The 20,183-nt window shown below is 70.5% G+C and carries 15 protein-coding genes; all 15 read left to right on the top strand.

Going from position 1 to position 20,183, the window contains the following annotated elements:
• A complete protein-coding gene (locus P8R59_RS05240; RefSeq protein ID WP_278103047.1) occupies positions 1 to 2,253 on the top strand; it encodes an alpha-L-rhamnosidase in 2,253 nt (750 codons plus the stop codon).
• Positions 2,254 to 2,341: 88 nt separating this feature from the next.
• Positions 2,342 to 4,717, top strand: coding sequence for a GH39 family glycosyl hydrolase (locus tag P8R59_RS05235; protein ID WP_278103046.1), 2,376 nt, complete (start codon positions 2,342 to 2,344; stop codon positions 4,715 to 4,717).
• Between the two features lie 194 nt (positions 4,718 to 4,911).
• Positions 4,912 to 11,400: a family 78 glycoside hydrolase catalytic domain gene (locus P8R59_RS05230; protein WP_278103045.1), complete on the top strand. Its 6,489-nt coding sequence runs from the start codon at positions 4,912 to 4,914 to the stop codon at positions 11,398 to 11,400.
• A gap of 254 nt (positions 11,401 to 11,654) precedes the next feature.
• Positions 11,655 to 12,659, top strand: a complete 1,005-nt coding sequence (locus P8R59_RS05225; protein WP_278103044.1) for a metal ABC transporter solute-binding protein, Zn/Mn family — start codon at positions 11,655 to 11,657, stop codon at positions 12,657 to 12,659.
• Positions 12,656 to 13,468 (top strand): metal ABC transporter ATP-binding protein, encoded by an 813-nt coding sequence (locus tag P8R59_RS05220; RefSeq protein WP_278103043.1) that lies wholly within the window; start codon positions 12,656 to 12,658, stop codon positions 13,466 to 13,468. The genes P8R59_RS05225 and P8R59_RS05220 overlap by 4 nt, the downstream gene beginning before the upstream one ends.
• A complete protein-coding gene (locus tag P8R59_RS05215; protein WP_278103042.1) occupies positions 13,465 to 14,325 on the top strand; it encodes a metal ABC transporter permease in 861 nt (286 codons plus the stop codon). The genes P8R59_RS05220 and P8R59_RS05215 overlap by 4 nt, the downstream gene beginning before the upstream one ends.
• Before the next feature lie 42 nt (positions 14,326 to 14,367).
• On the top strand, positions 14,368 to 14,781 hold the full coding sequence (locus tag P8R59_RS05210; RefSeq protein WP_077051176.1) for a Fur family transcriptional regulator: 414 nt from the start codon (positions 14,368 to 14,370) through the stop codon (positions 14,779 to 14,781).
• The gene (locus tag P8R59_RS05205) at positions 14,762 to 15,796 is read left to right on the top strand and encodes a permease (protein ID WP_278103041.1); all 1,035 of its coding nucleotides are present in this window, start codon (positions 14,762 to 14,764) and stop codon (positions 15,794 to 15,796) included. Before P8R59_RS05210 ends, P8R59_RS05205 begins: the two co-directional genes overlap by 20 nt.
• Complete coding sequence (locus tag P8R59_RS05200; RefSeq protein WP_278103040.1) at positions 15,789 to 16,646, top strand: TIGR03943 family putative permease subunit; 858 nt, start codon at positions 15,789 to 15,791, stop codon at positions 16,644 to 16,646. Before P8R59_RS05205 ends, P8R59_RS05200 begins: the two co-directional genes overlap by 8 nt.
• The gene (locus P8R59_RS05195) at positions 16,636 to 18,042 is read left to right on the top strand and encodes a hypothetical protein (protein WP_278103039.1); all 1,407 of its coding nucleotides are present in this window, start codon (positions 16,636 to 16,638) and stop codon (positions 18,040 to 18,042) included. Before P8R59_RS05200 ends, P8R59_RS05195 begins: the two co-directional genes overlap by 11 nt.
• The gene (locus P8R59_RS05190) at positions 18,039 to 18,737 is read left to right on the top strand and encodes a DNA-3-methyladenine glycosylase (RefSeq protein WP_278103038.1); all 699 of its coding nucleotides are present in this window, start codon (positions 18,039 to 18,041) and stop codon (positions 18,735 to 18,737) included. The genes P8R59_RS05195 and P8R59_RS05190 overlap by 4 nt, the downstream gene beginning before the upstream one ends.
• A 139-nt stretch (positions 18,738 to 18,876) precedes the next feature.
• Complete coding sequence (rpmB, locus tag P8R59_RS05185; protein WP_013584774.1) at positions 18,877 to 19,113, top strand: 50S ribosomal protein L28; 237 nt, start codon at positions 18,877 to 18,879, stop codon at positions 19,111 to 19,113.
• Complete coding sequence (rpmG, locus tag P8R59_RS05180; RefSeq protein ID WP_013584775.1) at positions 19,113 to 19,283, top strand: 50S ribosomal protein L33; 171 nt, start codon at positions 19,113 to 19,115, stop codon at positions 19,281 to 19,283. Before rpmB ends, rpmG begins: the two co-directional genes overlap by 1 nt.
• Positions 19,284 to 19,287: 4 nt before the next feature.
• Positions 19,288 to 19,593: a 30S ribosomal protein S14 gene (rpsN, locus tag P8R59_RS05175; RefSeq protein ID WP_022878196.1), complete on the top strand. Its 306-nt coding sequence runs from the start codon at positions 19,288 to 19,290 to the stop codon at positions 19,591 to 19,593.
• 271 nt (positions 19,594 to 19,864) lie between these two features.
• Positions 19,865 to 20,152 carry an HU family DNA-binding protein gene (locus tag P8R59_RS05170; protein ID WP_022878194.1) on the top strand — a complete coding sequence of 96 codons (288 nt, stop codon included), beginning with the start codon at positions 19,865 to 19,867 and terminating at the stop codon, positions 20,150 to 20,152.
• The last annotated feature ends 31 nt before the right edge of the window (positions 20,153 to 20,183 follow it).

The raw sequence follows: 20,183 nt of genomic DNA, 5'->3' as shown, positions 1-20,183 counted from the left end.
ATGTTCACGATCTCGCATCTCATCGCTCCACGTACTCCCTTCGATGGGGCCCCGACGCTGACGGGGCGACTCACCCTCGACGGGGGACACGGTGAACCGGTCCGGGCGACACTGCGCTACTCGGCGCTCGGAATCGTGGATGCCGTCATGAACGGGTCACGGGTATCCGAGGATCTGCTGACCCCTGGCTGGTCGAGCTACGAGTGGCGGGTGCGCGTCGCCGAGTCCGACGTGACCTCGCTCGTCGAGCAGGAGTCCACCCTCGAACTCACGCTCGGCAACGGCTGGTACCGGGGAAACCTGACCTGGATGGGCGCCACGGCCGTCTACGGTGACGCCCTGGCTGCCATCGCCGAGGTTCGGATCGAATTCGAGGACGGCCACGTCCAGCTGTGGGGCACGGACGAGACCTGGCTGGCTCGTGTCAGCGATACGGTGCACGACGACATCTACCACGGGCAGACCATCGACGCCCGCAGACGCGGACAGACGCCGAGCGAGTCCGCTGTGCGCGTCCTCAAGGAGCCGAACGAGCGCTTCGAGGCGTATGTCGGTCCTCCGGTCGTCCCGCTGGAGACGCTCCCGGTGCGTGATGCCTGGGCGTCGCCCTCGGGCACGGTCATCGTCGACTTCGGAGAGAACATCGTCGGCTGGGCGCGGGCGAAGGTGTCGGGTGGGTCGGGCGCCGTCGTGACGCTGCGTCACGCCGAGGTCCTGGAGAACGGCGAGATCGGCGTCCGGCCCCTGCGCTCGGCTCGCGCCACCGACCGGTTCATCCTGTCCGGTGACGACGACGTGTTCGAGCCGCGGTTCACCTTCCACGGATTCCGATACATCGAGGTCGACGGGTGGCCGGGCGGCCTGGAGGCCGTCCGCCGAGGCGGACTCGAAGCCGTGCGGATCGGGTCGCGTCTGCGTCGCACCGGGACGTTCTCGAGCTCGGAACCGCTGCTGGACCGCCTGCACCAGAACGTCGTGAACAGCACGCTGGGTAACTTCGTCGACCTGCCCACGGACTGCCCGCAGCGCGACGAGCGCCTGGGCTGGACCGGCGACATCGCCGTCTTCGCGGCCACGAGCGCTTACCTCTTCGACGTCGAGGACTTCCTCCGCGATTGGCTGCGCGACGTCGTCGTCGAGCAGGAGCACCAGGGCGGTGTGGTGCCGTACGTGGTGCCCGATGTCCTGAAGTACGTCGGGGTGCCGGAGGACATCACGCCTGTCGACTCCACGGCCGTCTGGAGCGACGCCCTCGTGTGGGTTCCCTGGGCGGTGTGGATGGCATCAGGGAACGACCGCGTGCTCGCCGAGAACTTCGGCGCGATGCTCTCGCACCTCCGGCACGTCGAATCGCTCGTCTCGCCGTCCGGGCTGTGGGACCAGGGGTTCCAGTTCGGCGACTGGCTCGACCCCGACGCGCCGCCGCACGATCCGGCGGATGCCAAGGCCGATCGCAGTCTGGTCGCCACGGCGTGCCTGTACCGGTCGGCGGATCTGACCGCACGCATCGCGCGCGTCCTCGGCCGGGACGACGTGCTCGACGAACTCGAGCAGCTGCGCTCCCGCACGCGGGAGGCCTTCCGTGGCGCGTACGTCGACGCGGGTGCGCGGCGCCTCCGCAACCACTGCGAGACGTCGTACGCGCTCGCGATCGCCTTCGGTCTGCTCGACGACGACGACCGGGTCTGGGCCGGCGCGAACCTCGCCGAGCTGGTCGTGGCATCCGGGTACCGCATCTCGACCGGCTTCGCCGGGACGCCCTACATCCTGGACGCCCTGAGCGGCACGGGACACCTCGACGTCGCTGGTCGCCTCCTTCTCCAGCGGGAGTGCCCCTCGTGGCTCTACCCGGTGACCATGGGCGCGACGACGATCTGGGAGCGCTGGGATTCGATGCTGCCCGACGGCACCATCAACCCGGGCGAGATGACCTCGTTCAACCACTACGCGCTGGGCGCTGTCGCGGACTGGATGCACCGCGAGCTCGGCGGGCTCACCCCCCTCGAGCCGGGGTACTCGCGAGTGCGGATCGCCCCTCGGCCGATCGACGGTGTCGATCACGCGCAGACGTCATTCGACAGCCGCCACGGAGCCATCGCGGTGTCGTGGCGCCGAGACGGCTCGCGGGTGCAGGTCGAAGCCACCATCCCCGAGGGTGTCGTCGCCGAGATCCGACTGGGCGACGTGGACGAAGAAGTGGGCCCCGGCGTCCACCAATTCTCCGCGGAGGTGGCGACAGCCGTTTCCGTGTGATCGACCGGCAGGCCGACCGTGACGGCGGTCGGCCTGCCATTCGCCGACGGCGGGTGCGCCGTCGGATTCTTCAAAGAAGAGGAGAGAAGTGTCCATCAAGAGAAACGCGACCGTCGGTGCCATGATCGGCGCCCTTCTGCTAGCGGGGGCGTCGGCGCCTCCCGCGGTCGCCGCCAGCTCGGTGACGTTCAGCGCGACTTACGGCACGGATTCGGGGCTCCAGCTCGACGACAGCCGGCTGCTCAACGGTTCGCAGGGCGGTTATGCCGTGACGAAGAACCTCCACCTCCTGCCCGAGACGCTGGGTGAGGTGAACTCCACCGGCGTTCGCTCGGTCCGCATCGACCACATCTTCGACGACGACTTCTACGGGCTCGTCTCGCGGAACGCGTCCGGGGCGCTCACCTTCGACTTCACCAAACTCGACTCGGTCGTCCTTCCGCTCTTCGATCAGGGCATGGTGCCGTGGTTCACCTTGAGCTACATGCCCGGGGCCTTGGCGAAGGACAAGTTCACCGCGCCCTCCAGCCTCACCGACTGGTCCACGGTCGTCTCGACGACCGTGAAGCACTACGCCGACCTCGGACACACCGGCCTGAACTGGGAGGTGTGGAACGAGCCCGACTTCGACTTCTGGAAGTCGGGCACTTCGGCGTTCAACGACCTGTACGCGGCGTCGGCGAGCGCCGTCAAGAGCGCCGATTCGACCGCGCAGATCGGCGGGCCCGCGGTCTACAACATCCAGGCGCCCATCATGGGGACGTTCCTGGACTACATCGCCGCGCACCCGACGGTACCGTTCGACTTCGTCAGCTGGCATGACTACGGCGGCAACGACTTCTCGAAGTCGGCGACCGTGGCGGGCATGCTGTCGTCGCGGAACATTCCGGCGAAGAAGCAGTACGTCACCGAGTGGCACACCACGGCTGCTTTCGGTTCCACTCCGGGTGGTGACGCCGACACGAACGTCCTCGCCTCGTATGCGGCGCGGCGTCTGACCTCGGCGCTGCTCCAGCCGACGCTGAACGGGGTGTTCTTCTTCAGCCCCGTCGAGGGATGGAACCCGACGGCGGACTTCTCCACCGACCTGGGCCTGCTCACCGTGGAGGGACACCGCAAGGCTGTCGGAAACGTCTTCGAGATGTTCGACCTGATGCCCTCGACGGTGCTGACCTCGACGACGTCTGGTGCCCCGACCGATCGCTCCGTCGGGGCGATCGCCACCGGTGACACCGGGAGCAAGACCACGGCGTTCCTCGCCTGGAACGACGGCACGGATGCCTCCACGGTCTCGCTCTCGGCGAGTTCTCTGCCGTTCGGGTCGTCCAACTTCTCGGTCACCCGGTACGACGTCGACGCCACGTCCGGGAACTACTACGCCGACTGGTCCGCGGGGACGCGCAACCGCACGACCGGTCCCAACGAGCTGCTGCGTCCCTCCGGCGTGAACGTGGCGGCACCGGCATCGACATGGTCGTCGCAGGTGAGCCTGCCCGCGAAGTCCGTGTCGCTGTTCGTCCTGGCCCCGTCCACGCAGTCCACGGGCGCCGTGGCCGTGACCACTCCCGCATCGGCGACGAACGTGGCGCGCGCAAGCACGGTGACCAGCTCCTCGAGCTACACCGGTGGCGGCTGGGGCGGGGCGAAGCTGGTCGACGGCCGTCGCCACACGTACGACTCGTCCGACACCGGCGGCATCTCGCAGGGCTTCACCTCGGATGCGACAGCGACGGCCTCCGCCACGCAGTGGGTGCAGCTCGATCTCGGCAGCGCGAAGTCGTTCGACACTGCCACCCTGTGGCCGCGGGACGACCAGGATGCCGACGGTGCCGGGTTCCCGGTCGACTTCGTGCTTGCGGGGTCGAACGACGGAACCACCTGGACCTCGCTCGTGAGCAAGACGGGGTACAAGACGGGCCAGAAGGCGGCGGGTCCGCAGGTGTTCTCCACCGGGAAGGCGTCCTACCGCTACGTGCGTCTGACCGCGACGAAACAGGGCCAGCCGATCACAGAAGGGGCGTCGCAGGTGTACCGCCTGCAGCTCGCAGAGCTCGAGCTGACCAATGCCGGCATCCTGAACCCGGGATTCGAGAGCGGCGACCTCACCTCGTGGTCCGTCGAGGGGGCGGCATCCGTCGTCGCCACCAACCCGTACGACGGGCGCTATGCGGCGACGTTCACCGGCGCGGGCAAGGGCGTGTACCAGGTGGTCTCGGGCCTCACCCCGAACACCACGTACACCTTCACCGGCTTCGCGAAGTCGTCGGCCGGTGAGCCGGTGTACCTCGGGGCGAAGAACTTCGGTGGCACCGAGATCTCGACGCCGGTGACGAGTTCGCACTGGAAGCAGGCGTCGGTGACCTTCACCACCGGCGCGTCGGCGACCTCCGCGCTGCTGTACTTCTACAAGAACAGCGGTTCCGCGACGGCGTGGGTCGACGGCGGGGTGCTGGTGAAGCAGTGACCGGATAGTCGCTTGAAGAAGTCGCCCCTCCTCGCGATCGCGGGAGGGCGACTTCTTTGAGGGAGGTCTTCGCATCCTCTCAGCGGGATGATATGTTGACGTGAACACTGAAACGATTCAAAGTCGTTTCTCCCCCTCGATGCGAGCTCGCCGCTGAGCCCGCTGGACCGCAATCACCGACGATTGGATCCGTCTTGACGAACACCGCCCTCTTGGCGTCGACCCCTCGTCCGTCCTCTCCCTCCGCTTCGCGGCCGCTGCGTCGCGTCACTGCCGCGCTCGCCGTCGCCGTGCTCGCCGCCGGTACGGTGCTCGCACAGACGGCTCCCGCCCTGGCCGCTCCGGCGTCGTCCGCGTCCGTCGCCGCCGCGCCCAGCGTCACGGGACTCGAGACCGAGCACCTGACCGATCCGATCGCTGTGGGCACTGCGACCCCGCGCTTCAGCTGGCACTCCGAGTCGGACGCGCGCGACCAGACGCAGTCGGCCTATCGGATCCAGGTGGCGCCCTCGGCCGACGACCTCGCGGTCGGCCGCGATCTCCTGTGGGACTCCGGCAAGGTCTCCGGCGACGCGCAGATCCTCGTCCCCTATGCGGGCGAGGGGCTGGCATCCGGAACCACGTACGCCTGGCGCGTGCAGGTGTGGAACCAGGACGACGCGGCGTCGACGTGGAGCGACGTCGCGACGTTCGGCACCGGCCTGCTCGACGCCTCCGACTGGAGCGCCCAGTGGGTCAACCCGGCCGGCGGGGTCGGCACCGGGGGTTCGTACCTGCGCGGTGTCGTCAGCCTCAGCGGCCAGCCCACGAGCGCCCGCCTGTACGTCTCGGGTCGGGGCACCTACGAGCGCGGCAACGACGGCCAGGGCATCTGCTGCGGCCAGGACTTCGGCCTGAACCGCAGCATCTACGTCCCGTTCCTCAACGGCGACCGCGTGGGCGACGCCGAGTACGAGACGCAGCCCACCGACAGTCGGAAGCGGTCGTACTACCGCACCTACGACGTGGCATCCCAGCTGAAGGCCGGTGAGAACGTCCTCGGCTTCACCATCGGCGAGGACTCCGACGTCATCGCCCAGCTCGTGGTGACCTACGCCGACGGATCGACCCAGACGTTCGGCACCGACTCGTCCTGGACCTCGGTCGCCGGCCCCACGACCCGTGCCCACAAGTACAACGGCGAGCAGTACGACGCCCGACTCATCCGCGCCGGGTGGGACACGCCCACCGGCGGCGGCACCGGTTGGCAGTCCGTCGACGTCGTCTCGGGCGATCGGGGCGTCCTGGATGCCGCTCCCAACGAGCCGATGCGCGTTATCCGCGAGATCGCGCCGCAGTCGATCACGGAGTACGCGCCCGGCCAGTACCTGCTCGACTTCGGGCAGAACATCTCCGGCCGCACGCGCCTGACCACCACGATCGCTTCCGGTGCGGTCGTGACGGTGAAGCTCGGCGAGAAGCTCTCCAACGGCCGCATCGACAACGGGGCGATCGGGGCGCAGCAGACGGCAACCGTCACCGGCGCGGGTGCGCCCCTCGTCTTCCGGCCCAGCTACGGGTACGCGGGCTTCCGCTACGCCGAGGTCACGGGGCTGGCGTCCGCCCCGACGGCCGACACGGTCGTCGCCGAAGAGATCCACAACGACGTCGAGAAGGTCGGGACGTTCACCTCGTCGGAGGACATCCTCAACCGCCTGCACACAGCCGACCTCCAGACGCAGGTCAACGGTCTGCACGGCATCCCCGAGGACACTCCGACGCGTGAGAAGCGCGGATGGATGGCCGACGCGCACGTCGCCGCCGAGGCGACCATGGGCAACTACGACATGGCCGCGTTCTACACCAAGTGGACCGCCGACATCCGTGACGCCCAGCGTCCCGACGGCCGCATCCCCGACATCGTCCCGAACGAGCTCGGCGGCTGGGAGAACGGCTCCGACCCCGCGTGGGCGGTCGCCGGTGTGCTCGTGCCCTACTACGCGTGGCAGGACTACGCCGACGACGGACTCATCGCCGCCAACTACGACGCGATGGCCCACTGGGTCGACTACGTCGGCACCACCACGACCGACGACATCGTCACCAACCCGACCTCGCAGTGGGGCAACGACTGGCTCTCGATCGAGCAGACCGACGGACGACTGTTCCGCACCGGGTACTACTACTGGGGCGCCCAGATCGTGGCGGGATTCGCGGAGCGACTCGGCAAGACCGATGACGCCGCGCGGTACTCGGCCCTCGCCGACCGCATCGAGGCGGCCATCAACCGCACGTTCTTCAACGGCGTCGACAGCTACGGGTCGAGCCAGTTCGCCGAGGCGTTCCCGCTGACGCTGGGCATCGTGCCGGCGGCGCAGCACCAGCGTGTGGTCGACACCCTCGTGAAGAAGGTGCAGGACCGCGGCGGCAAGTTCACCGGCGGTCTTCCGGGCACCCACTACATCCCGCTGGCTCTCGAGCAGAACGGTCGATCCGACCTCGTGCTCGCCAACCTCCGCGACACCACGAAGCCGGGTTGGGGGTACATGCTCGACAACGGCCCCGGCACCATCTGGGAGGACTGGGATGGCGCGAACTCGCTGAACCACCCGATGTTCACCTCCATCGACGACTTCCTCTACACCGCGGTCGCGGGCCTGGACCAGGCATCGGATTCGACCGGATACAAGGACATCGTCTTCGCGCCGAAGGTGACCGACACGGTCGCGAACGCGCAGGCCTCCCGCGAGACGCCGTACGGTGAAGCGGCCATCTCGTGGAAGAACACCGACGGCGCCGTCTCGATGGACGTGTCGGTGCCCTTCGGGGCCACCGCGACCGTGCGTCTCCCCGGTGCGACGGTGGCCGGCACGACCGAGTCCGGCGGAGTGGCCGCCGAGGCCGTCGGCGTGCACACCATCGCGCAGGACGGCGACGACGTCGTCATCACCGTCGGCTCCGGTGACTACTCCTTCGCGCACGACGCCCGCTTCGGCGACCTCGTCACCGCTCGTGACGCAGCCGCGGCCGCGTCGACGGCCGTGGCGGCGCTCTCCGACGCCGACGCCCGCGCCGCGCTCACCGATCGTGCCGCCGCCGCGGTCACGGCGACCGGCAAGGCCCTGGCGGCCTACCGGGCCGGGACGGACGTGGATGCCGCCGGTGCGCTGGCCGCCGTCCGCGCCCTGCGCACGGGGGTCGACGAGGCCGGCCTGGATGCTGTGTCGGCGCCGACCGTCGCGACGCCGGCGGACCGCGCGATCGACGCGCTGTCGCAGTTCATCGGCGAGCGCGCGGGGGCGACGCTCACGGCCCGCCTGTCCGACGCGGTCGTCCGACCGGGTGGCACGGTCGACCTTTCGGCCACGCTGAGCTCCACCGGTTCGCTCGGTGTCGACTCGATCGCTTCGCGGCTGTCGCTGCCGGGCGGATGGACGGCGGCCACGACCGCCGACTGGACGCCCGCGCAGGTGACGGCCGGGGGAACCTCCACCGCGGCGTACTCGATCTCGGCTCCGGCCGAGGCGGAGCCGTCCGATCAGGTGCTCGCGCTCGAGGTCGACTACGTCGTCGACGGCGTGACGCTCGCGCGCCGCATCGAGATGCCCATCCGGGTGGACAGCGCCCTCGCCGTCGGCGACGTCGTCATCGACCCGTCGGTCGCCGACGCAGGCGGACGCGCCTTCGCCCGCGTGCCCCTCACGAACGTGCGGGCCTCGGATGCCATCGACGCGACCGTCTCGGTCTCGGGCCTGCCCGCGGGGTGGACGATCGACGGCGACGTGTCCGTCACGGTTCCCCCCAGCGGTGCGATCGACGCGATCGTGCCCCTCGTCGCGGCGGCGGATGCGGACAGCGGCCGTGCCGTGGTGACCGTCTCCGACGGTGCCGGGGTGAGCGTCCAGAAGGATGTCCTCCTGCTCGTGCGAGGCTCGGCCTCGTGCGGTCTCGACCCGACCGGCGCCGCGTGCCTGCCGTCGACGACGAAGCTGATCTCCAGCTTCGAGTCGGGCACGGAGGGCTGGGTCGCCGGCGAGAACAGCTCGTCCGTGGCATCCGTCGGCTCGTTCCCCAACGGTCCCGGTCGTGCCTCCTCGGGAGCCAAGGCCCTCGAGGTGACGCCGGACGGCTCGCCGCAGCGAGGTGCCTGGCGATCGACGTCGGTGACGCTGGACACGCCGGTCTCCACGGACGGCGCCCATTCGCTCGTCCTGGATCTCGACAGCTACGGCGGTGCCGGTTCGACCTACGTCGGACGTGTCGTCGTGACGGGTGCGACCAAGACCGCGAGCGTAGAGCAGGCGGTCACCCCCGACCAGTGGAACCGTCTTGTGGTGCCCCTGGCGGCGCTCGAGGGCGAGGACGTCACCGGCGTGACCGTATCGTTCCGCGCAGACGGGGCGCAGGCATGGGGTGGCAAGTTCCAGATCGACGCCGTGGGTCTGGACTCCTCCTCGCCGTCCGCGCCGAACCTGGCACAGGGCAAGAGCGTGTCGGCGGGAACCTGGCTCGACGGCTGGGGCTGGGGTCGATCGATGCTCACCGACGGGGCGCTCACCTCGACCTCGAGTGCGCACGGCTACACCAGCGACCCGGCCCGTGCCTCGGCGAACACGACGGAGTGGGTGTCGGTCGACCTCGGATCGGTGCAGCCGGTCACCCGCATCGTCCTGTACCCGCGCACCGCGGCGGGCTCGGAGCCTACGGCGGTGACCGGACGCAACTTCCCGCGCGACTTCCAGCTCGAGGTGTCCGCGGACGGCTCGACGTGGACGACGGTGGGGACCTTCACCGGGCAGACCGCCGACGACGGCAAGCCCCGCACCTATCGCGCGGATGCCGGGACCACCGGTCGTTACGTGCGGGTGTGGGTGACGACGCTCGGCCAGGGTGCGCCCGACGAGGGCGGCGACGCGAACGGCGGACACCGTCTGCAGCTCGCCGAGATGCAGGTCTTCGGTGTCGACACCGACGCGCGCATCGAGCAGCAGCCGCAGTCGGCTCGCGTCGACGCGGGGGCCGACGTGGACTTCCGCGTCGGGGTGTCGGGCGACCCTTCCCCGACGGTCGTCTGGGAGCAGCGGACGGATGCCGGGTGGCAGGACGTCGTCGGTGGTGCCGGAACGACGCTGCGCCTGCGCGGCGTCACGGCCGACGAGGACGGCGCGGTCTTCCGCGCCCGTGTCTCGAACGGGCAGGCGCAGCCGGTGTACTCCGACGAGGTCACGCTCTCGGTCTCGTCGGCGAAGGTGTCGATCACGGCGCAGCCGAGCGATGTGCTGCGCACCGGTGGCGACACGTCTGCCGTGGCTTTCGAGGTGGGCACCGCCGGATCGTCGGTCCGGGTGCAGTGGCAGCGGGCGGGGGCGGCCACCGGGTGGACGACCGTGTCTGGCGCGACCGCGAACCGTTTGGAGCTGCCGTTCGCGCAGGTCGCCGACGGCGACCGGTTCCGCGCGGTCGTGTCGGACCCGTTCGGCGACTACGTGGTGTCCGACGAGGCGGCCTTCCAGCTCCTGGTGGAACCGACCGTGTCGGGCCTGCCCGCTGATGTCGCCGTGCGCCCGGGTGCCACCGTCACCCTCACCGCGGTCGTCGCCGGTTCGCCGCAGCCGACGCTGCAGTGGCTGACCCGTTCGGGCGCCGAGGGGGAGTGGATGCCGGTCGACGGCGCCACCGCCGCCGAGCTGTCCTTCACCGCGGCGGCGGGCCAGGACGGCTCGCAGTGGGCGCTGCGCGCGACGAACGCGGCCGGCGAGGTCACGAGCGACCCCGTCTCGCTGCGGGTCGAAGAGACCGTCGGCGATGAGACCGCACCGCTGGTGTGGGACACGATCTCGGGTGCGGGCGATGACGGCTGGCTGCGGTCGGGTGCATCTGTGACGCTCGAGGCGTCGGACGACGACAGCGGGGTCGCGGCGATCGAGTACCGCCTCGGCGACGGCGACTGGACGGCGTACACCGCGCCGGTCGCGCTGCCAGACGGGACCACGGCGTTCTCGTACCGGGCGACCGATCGCGCGGGCAACGTGGCCGAGACGGTGGTCCGCAACGTGCGCGTCGACGGTGCGAGCCCGCGACTGAGCGGCTGGCTGGGCTCGGACGGACGCGTCGTGGCCGTGGCATCCGACGGCGGCTCGGGCGTCCGAGTGCTGCAGTACTCGGCCGACGGCTCGACGTGGGGGGATTCGCTCGCCGCGGCGCCGGCCGATCTCGGCGAGGGCGCGCAGGTGCGGGCCGTCGATCGGGCGGGCAATGTCAGCGACGCGGTGCGACTCACCGCGGGCGCAGCGCCCGCGCCCGTTCAGGTCGCCGCCGGTGTGGAGCTGGTGATCGAGGCGAACGGGTTCGCCGCGGGCTCCCAGGTCGCCGTCGAACTGCACTCGGTGCCGACGCTGCTGACGACGGCGACCACGGACGCGAACGGCATCCTGTCGGTGCGCGTGAAAGTTCCCGCCTCGGTCGAAGCGGGCTCCCACACGATCGTGCTCGTGCCGGTGGCGCAGTCCGGCAACGGTTCGACGTCCGGCGGGGAATCGCAGGGCACCGTTTCCATCCCGGTGGACGTGCTCGCCGTGACGGGCGCGGATGGGCGGGGCACGCCGTGGCTCGTCGGGGGAGCGGCCGGCCTGACGCTCCTGGGGCTGGCGCTCTTCGTGATCGCCCGCCGTCGCCGCCCGGTCGACACCTCCGACCTCGACTGACAAAGCCCGCGTCGGCATCCGCGCCCCTCTCCGGAGGTGGTGCCGGATGCCGACGCGGCGTTCCGGGGCCCGGTCGCGTCCCTGACGCCGGCATAAACGCTTCTCGCGCGCATAAACGCGGGGAGAGCGTGTTTCTGCGCGCGGAGAGCGTTTATCGAGGATGCGCGGCCCCGGCGTCCACGCGCCTAAACCGGCCCGCTCGACACACGCTCCTGAGTTTGAGAACGGTTATCACTACCGATACAGTGGATGCCATGACCCGACGCCTGCTCGCCCCCCTCGTCCTCGGCGCGGCCTCCGTGCTCGCCCTCGCCGGTTGCGCCGGCACGTCGCCCTCGGCCGGGTCGACGCCGAGCGCGGACGGCAAGGTCACCGTCGTGGCATCCACGGATGTCTACGGCTCGATCGCGCAGGACATCGGCGGCGACTTCGTCGACGTGACGTCGATCATCACGTCGCCGACGCAGGACCCGCACGAGTACGAGGCCAGCGCCCAGGACCAGCTGACGCTCAAGAGTGCGCAGCTCGTCATCGAGAACGGCGCCGGATACGACTCGTTCATGGAGTCCCTGGTCGAGGCGAGCGGCTCGAGCGCCGAGGTCCTCACCGCCGTCGAGTACAACCACGACTACCCGGGTTCCGAGTCGCACGACGACGCCAGCGCCGCGCCCAGCGAGAGCGCTGACGACCACGACCACGAGCACGCCGAGGGCGACGGCCACGACCACATCGAGGGCTTCAACGAGCACGTCTGGTACGACCCGCACACCGTCGAAGACCTCGCGAAGGCGATCGCCGAGCACCTCGGCGAGCTCGCCCCCGAGCACGCCGCCGACTTCACCGCCAACGCCGACGCGTTCGTGCAGCAGATCGCCGGACTCGAGGATTCGCTGGGTCAGATCGAAGCGAAGGATGCCGGGGCGAAGGTGTTCGTCACCGAGCCCGTGCCGGTGTACCTCATCGAAGCCGCGGGTCTCGTGAACGCGACCCCGAACCAGTTCAGCGAGTCCGTCGAAGAGGGCCAGGACGTCCCGCCCGCTACGCTGCTGGAGTCGCTCCAGCTGATCGACTCGGGCCAGATCCAGGTCATGATCGTCAACCCGCAGACCGGCGGTGCCGAGACCACGCAGGTCATGGACGAAGCGAAGTCCAAGAACATTCCGGTGCTGGAGTTCACCGAGACGCTTCCCGAGGGCCAGACTTACCTCTCGTGGATGCAGAGCAACATCGCCGCGCTGTCGGACGCCCTGGCGGCGTGAGCGACGCCGTCCCCCTGCGCATCCGCGGCGCCGCGCTCGAACGCGGCGGACGCGAGCTGTGGTCCGGGCTCGACCTTCAGGTCGAGCCCGGCGAGCTCGTTGCGGTCCTGGGTCCCAGCGGCTCGGGCAAGACGACGCTGCTCCGGGCCATCCTCGGCCTCGAGCGGCTGAGCGGCGGCACGATCGAGGCGCTCGGCGCCCCGGTCCGCCGTGCCGGCAACCGCCGCATCGGCTACGTGCCGCAGCAGCGGCCGCTGCCCCGCGAGACGCCGCTGCGCGGACGCGACATCGTCGGGCTCGGGGTCGACGGGCACCGGTTCGGGCTGCCGTTCTCGCGCCGCAAGGATCGTGCCCGCATCGACGAACTGCTCGCGGCGGTGGGCGCCGACGCGTTCGCCGACCGCCCGGTCGGGTTGCTCTCCGGCGGCGAGCAGCAGCGGCTCCGCGTGGGGCAGGCACTCGCCGACGACCCCCGCCTGCTGCTGTGCGATGAGCCCCTGACGAGCCTCGACCTGGCGAACCAGCAGGCGGTGGTGCGGCTCATCGACCGCCACCGGCGCGAGCGCGACGCCGCGGTGCTGCTGGTCACCCACGACATCAATCCCGTTCTGGCGAACGTGGACCGCATCCTGTACATCGCCCACGGCCGTTTCACGCTCGGCACCCCCGACGAGGTGCTGACGTCCGAGACGCTCAGCGCCCTCTACGGCGCACCGGTCTTCGTGACCCGCGCCGGCGGACGACTCGTCGTCGTGGGTGCGCCCGACGCCGACGAGGCCCACCACCACCACGACGAGGACGACGCATGAACTGGGCCGACGTGGGCGACGCGCTGTTCGGCGGCGTGAGCCAGTACGGCGCGATTCTCGAGCTCGTGCAGAACTCCGTCTACGCGGGCGCGGTGCTCGGGCTCGTCGGCGGACTCATCGGCGTCTTCGTCATGCAGCGCGACATGGCGTTCGCGGTCCACGGGATCAGCGAGCTGTCCTTCGCGGGCGCGGCGGTAGCCCTTCTCATCGGCGTCGACGTGGTCTCCGGGTCGATCGTCGGGTCGCTCATCGCGGCGGCGATCATCGGCCTGCTCGGAGCCCGCGCGCGCGACCGGAACTCGATCATCGGCGTGCTCATGCCGTTCGGCCTGGGTGTCGGCATCCTGTGCCTGTCGCTCTACAACGGCCGGAGCGCCACCCGGTTCAGCCTGCTGACCGGGCAGATCGTCTCGGTGCAGAGCGCCCAGCTCGGCTGGCTCGTCGTGATCGGGCTGATCGTGCTGGTGGCGCTGCTGATGATCTGGCGCCCGTTGCGCTTCGATTCGCTCGATCCGCAGTCCGCGGCCGCCCGCGGGGTGCCGACGACGGTGGTGTCGCTGGGCTTCATGCTGCTGCTCGGACTCATCGTCGCCGTCGCCGTGCACATCATCGGCGCGCTGCTGGTGATGGCGCTGCTGGTGACGCCCGCCGCGGCGGCGATGCGGGTGGCATCCGGTCCGCTCTCGGTGCCGCTGCTGGCGGCGCTGTTCGGCTTCGTGTCGGCCGTGGGCGGCGTGCTTCTCGCGGTCGCGGGGACCCTGCCGGTGAGCCCCTACATCACCACGATCTCGTTCGTGATCTACCTCGTCTGCCGGGTCGTGGGGGCGCGGCGCGACCGCACCACCCGAGCGGTGTAGCCGCCCAGGCGATTCACCACTGGCCTCGGTAGACTCGGCGGCATGGTCCAGCGCAACACGTGGCAGCGAGAGCGCGTACGCGAAGCTCTCGCCGGCGCCGGCGGCTTCGTCAGCGCGCAGTCGCTGCACGCCACCCTGCGCGACGAGAACACCGGCATCGGCCTGGCCACCGTGTATCGCGCGCTCGCGGGACTCGCCGCGCAGGGCGACGCCGACTCCCTGCAGAGCCCCGAGGGCGAGAACCTGTTCCGCGCGTGCGAGACCCGCGGCCACCACCACCACCTGATCTGCCGTTCGTGCGGCGTCGCCGTCGAGATCGAGGCCGACGCGGTCGAGGAGTGGGCGCAGCGCACCGCCGCCCAGCACGGCTTCTCGCAGGCCGAGCACGTGGTCGACATCTTCGGTGTCTGCGCCGACTGCGCCCTCGCGCGCGCCCGTGAGCGTGGCGACGACTAGTCGCTCCGTCGCGTCGGCACCCCCGCGTTCCGGCGTCGCGCGCACCCTCGTCGGCCTCGGCGTGGGCGTCGCGGTCATCGCCGCGCTCTTCCTCATCGACGCGTTCGCGCCCACCTTCTTCGCCGCCCCGCTCCCCACCCGCGCGCAGGACGGTCTGACCCTCGCGCTCAGCGTCCTGATCGAGTCGCTGCCGTTCGTCGTGCTGGGCGTGCTGCTGTCGATCATCGTGCAGGTGTGGGTGCCGCCGGGGGCGATCGAGCGGTGGATGCCACGGGCACCGTGGGCGCGCCGGGCGGTGCTGTCGCTGCTCGGCATGCTCATCCCGGTGTGCGAGTGCGGCAACGTCCCGTTCGCGCGCGGGCTCCTCATGCGCGGCTTCCGGGTCTCGGACACGCTGACCTTCCTCGTGGCCGCGCCGATCGTCAACCCGATCGTCATCATCAGCACGCACGCCGCGTTCGGCTTCAGCGACGGCATCCTGGTCGCTCGTCTCGTCGGCGGCTTCCTCATCGCGAACCTCATCGGGTGGCTCTACAGCCGGCATCCCGATCCCGACAAGCTCCTCACCGAGCGCTTCCTCGAGACGTGCGAGATCGTCGTCCAGGAGCGCGGCGGTCGCGGCCGCCGGTCGCTCGCGCAGTTCGTCGTCGAGCTGCGCTCGGTGATGCCGGCGCTCATCATCGGCTCGATGGTGGCGGGGGCCGTGCAGGTGCTGATCCCGCGTAGCGCGCTGCTGGCCATCGGCTCCGATCCCGCGCTGTCGATCGCGGCGATGATGGTGCTGGCCGTCGTGGTGTCGCTGTGCTCCAACGTCGACGCCTTCTTCGCGCTGTCCTTCGCCTCGACGTTCACCCCCGGCTCGATTGTCGCCTTCCTGGTCGTCGGACCGGTCGTCGACCTGAAGATGTACGCGCTGCTGCGCACGACCTTCACCACGCGCGTCCTCATCGGGTTGACCGCGATCGTGGTGCTGTCGGCCTTCGCCCTGGGAACGGTGGTGAACCTCCTTGTCTAGAACGGGTGCTCTGGCCACTCGGTGGCTCGGTGTCGGGCTGACCGCGTGTCTCGCGGTCACCACGATCGCGCTGTGGCTCACCGGTCGCATCTCGCTGTACGTCAACCCCGACTCGGCCTGGTTCGCCGTGGGGATGGCGGTCGTGGCCGTCGTGGGGGCGATCGCGACGTTCGCGCTGCCCCTCGGGGCCGAGGCCGACCACGGCCACGATCACGAGCACGGGCACTCCGCGGCACCCGCCCTCGCGCGCCGCGAGGCGTTCGCGCACGCCGACCATGACCACGGCGATGCGCCGGACGAGCACGACGTCGCCGCCCACGACCACCTCGCCGCGCGGCCCCGGCTCACCGTCGCGGGCCTCGCCGCGTTCAGCGGCGGCCTCCTCGCCTCGGGAGCGGTCGTGGCCGTGCTCCTCACCCCGCCGGCGTCGCTGTCGGCCGAGCTCGCCGTCTCGCGCGACGTCGGCGCGCCGCCGCTCTTCGTCGGCTCCGATGTCGTGACCCTCGCCGCGTCGGGCGACACCTCGCAGTTCGGCATCGGCGACTGGTCGGCGATCTTCGCCCACGCGACCAACCCCGAGACCTTCGACGGAAAGCCCGTCACCCTCACCGGGTTCATCACCCCCGGGCAGGACGGGGCGACCTTCGACCTCACGCGGCTCGTCATCACGCACTGCGTGATCGACGCGCAGACGGCGCGGCTGCCGATCACCGCCGCGGGATCGGCTCCGTCGACCGGGCAGTGGGTGACGGTGACCGGAACGGTGCGCTCCACCGGCGACGGCGCCCTCGAGGTGCGCGCCGACCAGGTCGCGGCGATCGACGAGCCGGCGGACCCGTATGAGTACTGACTCCCGCCGCGCCCGCGCGCGCAAGCGTCGCGGCCGCGGGTTCCTCCTCGCCTTCGCGGCGGTGCTGGGGGCTCTCATCCTCGTCGGCGGTGTCGGCGGCGTCGTCTCCGTCGCCCAGGGTCCGCGGGTCACGGATGTGCAGGTCGATCCCGCCGCCGCCGTCGCGGCATCCGGCGCCCGTGTCATCCTCACCACGACCCAGTCACTCGAGAAGATCGACGCCTCGCAGGTCCAGATCGAGCCGGCGACGCCGTTCACCGTCGACACGTCCGGCCGGAGCGTCGGCATCCGGTTCACGCTCCCGCTGCGCGACGACTCCGACTACACCGTCACCGTGAACGGGGTGAAGGGCCTGGGTGCCGGACCCGCGTCGACGCTGAGCGAGACGTTCCGCACCCCGCCGCTGTCGGCGTTCCTCCTGCAGCGCGGCACCGCCGACGGCGACACGATCTTCCGCACCGACCTGCACGGCGACGCGGGGCTGCCGGTGTTCACGCACGAGCACATCGAGGACTTCCGTGCGACCGCGAACCACCTCGTCGTCTCGGTGCGTGAGGGAGACCTCGCGCGGGTCATCGTGACCGACCTCGACGGGCAGAACGCCCGTGACATCGCCCTGCCGGGACCCGGTTTCGTCTCGAACCTGCAGTCGGCCGACCGGGGCGAGCGCGTCGGGTTCACCTTCTCGGATGCCACCCTCGGCACCACCGGAGGGCGCGAGAGCAAGCTGTTCACGGCGTCCGCCGCCGACGATGCGCCCCCGGTGGAGATCGGCCTCAACGGCGGCGACGTGCGCGTGGCCGACTGGAGGTTCGTGCCCGACACCGACAGCATGCTCGTGCTGACGTTCGATTCGCGGCTCCTCCTCACCGACGCGCAGGGCGGCAACGCCGCGCCGCTCGGCAGCGCCCTGTCGATCGACGGCATCGCGCGCGGCTCGTCGGTGGCGATCGTCGAGCGGCTCGAGGGCATCCGCGAGATCGACCTGACCGACGGGTCCGAGCAGGCGCTCGTCGCCCCCGTGGACCCGCCCGGGATGCCGGGGCGTGCGACGCCGGTGCCGGGGACGGGCGCGGGGACGATCCGGTCGTTCGCCGACATCGGCTCGGACGGTGCGTACCGCGCCACCACGATCGGCCACGTCGACACCGACGGCACCGTCCGCGCGCTGCTCGAGGTGCCCGGCACCGACACGGTGCTGCAGACGTGCGTGTCGCCGAGCGGACGCTACGCCGCGGTGCTGGTGGCGCCGAAGGCGGTCGACAACCCGTTCGACCGCTACCAGCTGCCGCTGCCCGGGCGCCTGCAGACCCACCTCGTCGAGATCGACTCGGGCCAGGAGGTCGCCGCTCTGCAGGGGTTCGATCTGTCGTGGTGCCAGGTGCCGCCCGGATGACGCGACCCGCCACGCGCGACGACCTCGCGGGGCTGCCGGTCGAGGTCGCGCCGTCGCTCCTCGGCGCCCACCTCGAGACCGTCGTCGGAGGCGACGTCGTGCTGCTGCGCCTCACCGAGGTCGAGGCGTACCACGGGCTCGGCACGGGCGACCGTCCCGATCCCGGGTCGCACGCCCGCAGCGGCCCGACCGCGCGCAACGCCACTATGTGGGGCGAGCCCGGGCACCTCTACGTGTACCTGAGCCACGGCATCCATTCGTGCGTCAACGTGGTCTGCGGGCCCGAGGGGGTGGCGGGTGGTGTGCTGCTGCGCGCCGGCGAGGTGATCGAGGGCGCCGCGGTGGCCGAGCGCCGACGCCGGGAGCGTGGGGGCGTCGTCCGCACGGCCCGCGACCTCGCGCGCGGTCCCGGACGACTGGGGGATGCCGTGGGCCTGCGGCATCCGCTCCACGACGGGATCGACGCCGTCACGGGTGCCGAACGGGCGGGTGCCCGGGCGCGGCTGCTCCTGCCCGCCGAGCCGTCCGCGGCGACGACCGGACCGCGGGTGGGCGTCGCGGGCATCGCGGGGACGGATGCCTTCCCGTGGCGGTTCTGGATCGACGGCGACCCCACGGTGTCGCCGTTCCGGTGGGGGCGCGGGGCGGCGGAGGTGGCGGCCCGTCAAGGCGACACGCCGGGCGTGCTAGACTGAACGCTTGTCTGCGCGCACTCCAGCACGCAGTACGTACCCCTCCTTCCGATCCCGGCCTCGTGCTGTGCCCGGAGCGGGGTGCAGACAAGGGATCTTGGGTGGCACCGTCCGGTGTCACGGTACAGAAGGAGACATCACCATGGCAGCAGTGTGCCAGGTGACTGGAGCGGTTCCCGGCTTCGGTCACAACATCTCGCACTCGCACCGCCGGACGAAGCGCCGCTTCGACCCGAACGTGCAGAAGAAGACCTACTTCGTTCCGTCGCTGGGTCGCAACATCAAGCTCAACGTTTCGGCGAAGGGCATCAAGGTCATCGACGCGCGCGGTATCGAGGCCGTCGTCCGTGACCTGCAGGCGAAGGGCGTGAAGCTGTAATGGCGAAGAAGGCTCAGGACGTCCGTCCGATCATCAAGCTGCGTTCGACCGCCGGCACGGGGTACACCTACGTGACACGCAAGAACCGCCGCAACAACCCCGACCGCATCGTGCTCAAGAAGTACGACCCCGTGGTCCGCAAGCACGTCGACTTCCGAGAGGAGCGCTAAGCACATGGCTAAGAAGAGCAAGATCGCGCGCAACGAGCAGCGCAAGGTCGTCGTCGAGCGCTACGCCGCGAAGCGCGCCGAGCTGAAGAAGACCCTGGTCGACCCCAACGCGACCGACGAGGCCCGCGAGGCCGCCCGCGTGGGTCTGCAGAAGCTCCCCCGCAACGCGTCGCCCGCGCGCGTGCGCAGCCGCGACGTCATCGACGGCCGCCCCCGTGGCGTCCTCACGAAGTTCGGCGTCTCGCGCGTCCGCTTCCGCGACATGGCCCACCGTGGCGAGCTGCCCGGCGTGACCAAGTCGTCCTGGTAAGCACCAGAACCACCGCGGAGGGCGGGGGTCCCGAGAGGGGCTCCCGCCCTTCGTCGTTCTCCGCCGCGGGCGAACTCCGGGGCGTCCTCGCGTCACTTCCACCCCATCCGAAGTGCGACACGCCGCCCTCCCGCGGGCGAAATGCGTCAAAATCCGCGTAATTCCGCGGTTCGGTTGATACTGTCGAGGCGGTCTCCCGACCACCGAGGGGAATCTCTCCTCGTCCGATGTAACGAGAGGCGACTCGACCGTCGCCTGGAGGACAAACCACATGGCCGACAAGTCCATCACCAAGACCGAGCTCGTCGCGAGCATCGCCAGCGCGACCGGACAGAGCCAGTCCGCCGTGTCGAGCGTGCTCGACTCCCTCTTCTCCACCGTCTCCGAGGCGGTCGCCAAGGGCAGCAAGGTCTCCATCCCCGGCTGGATCGCGTTCGAGCAGGTCGCCACGTCGGCCCGCACCGGCCGCAACCCCCAGACGGGCGAGGAGATCTCGATCCCCGCGGGCAAGCGCGTCAAGGTCACCGCCGGCTCGAAGCTGAAGGCTGCCGTCAAGTAAGACGACGAGACCTGTCGAGAGGGGGGATGCC

This window comes from Microbacterium proteolyticum (assembly GCF_029639405.1).
In the GTDB taxonomy this organism is placed as follows: domain Bacteria; phylum Actinomycetota; class Actinomycetes; order Actinomycetales; family Microbacteriaceae; genus Microbacterium.
The sequence above is the reverse complement of the archived record's forward strand: the minus strand, read 5'-3'. Positions and strand labels throughout refer to the sequence as shown.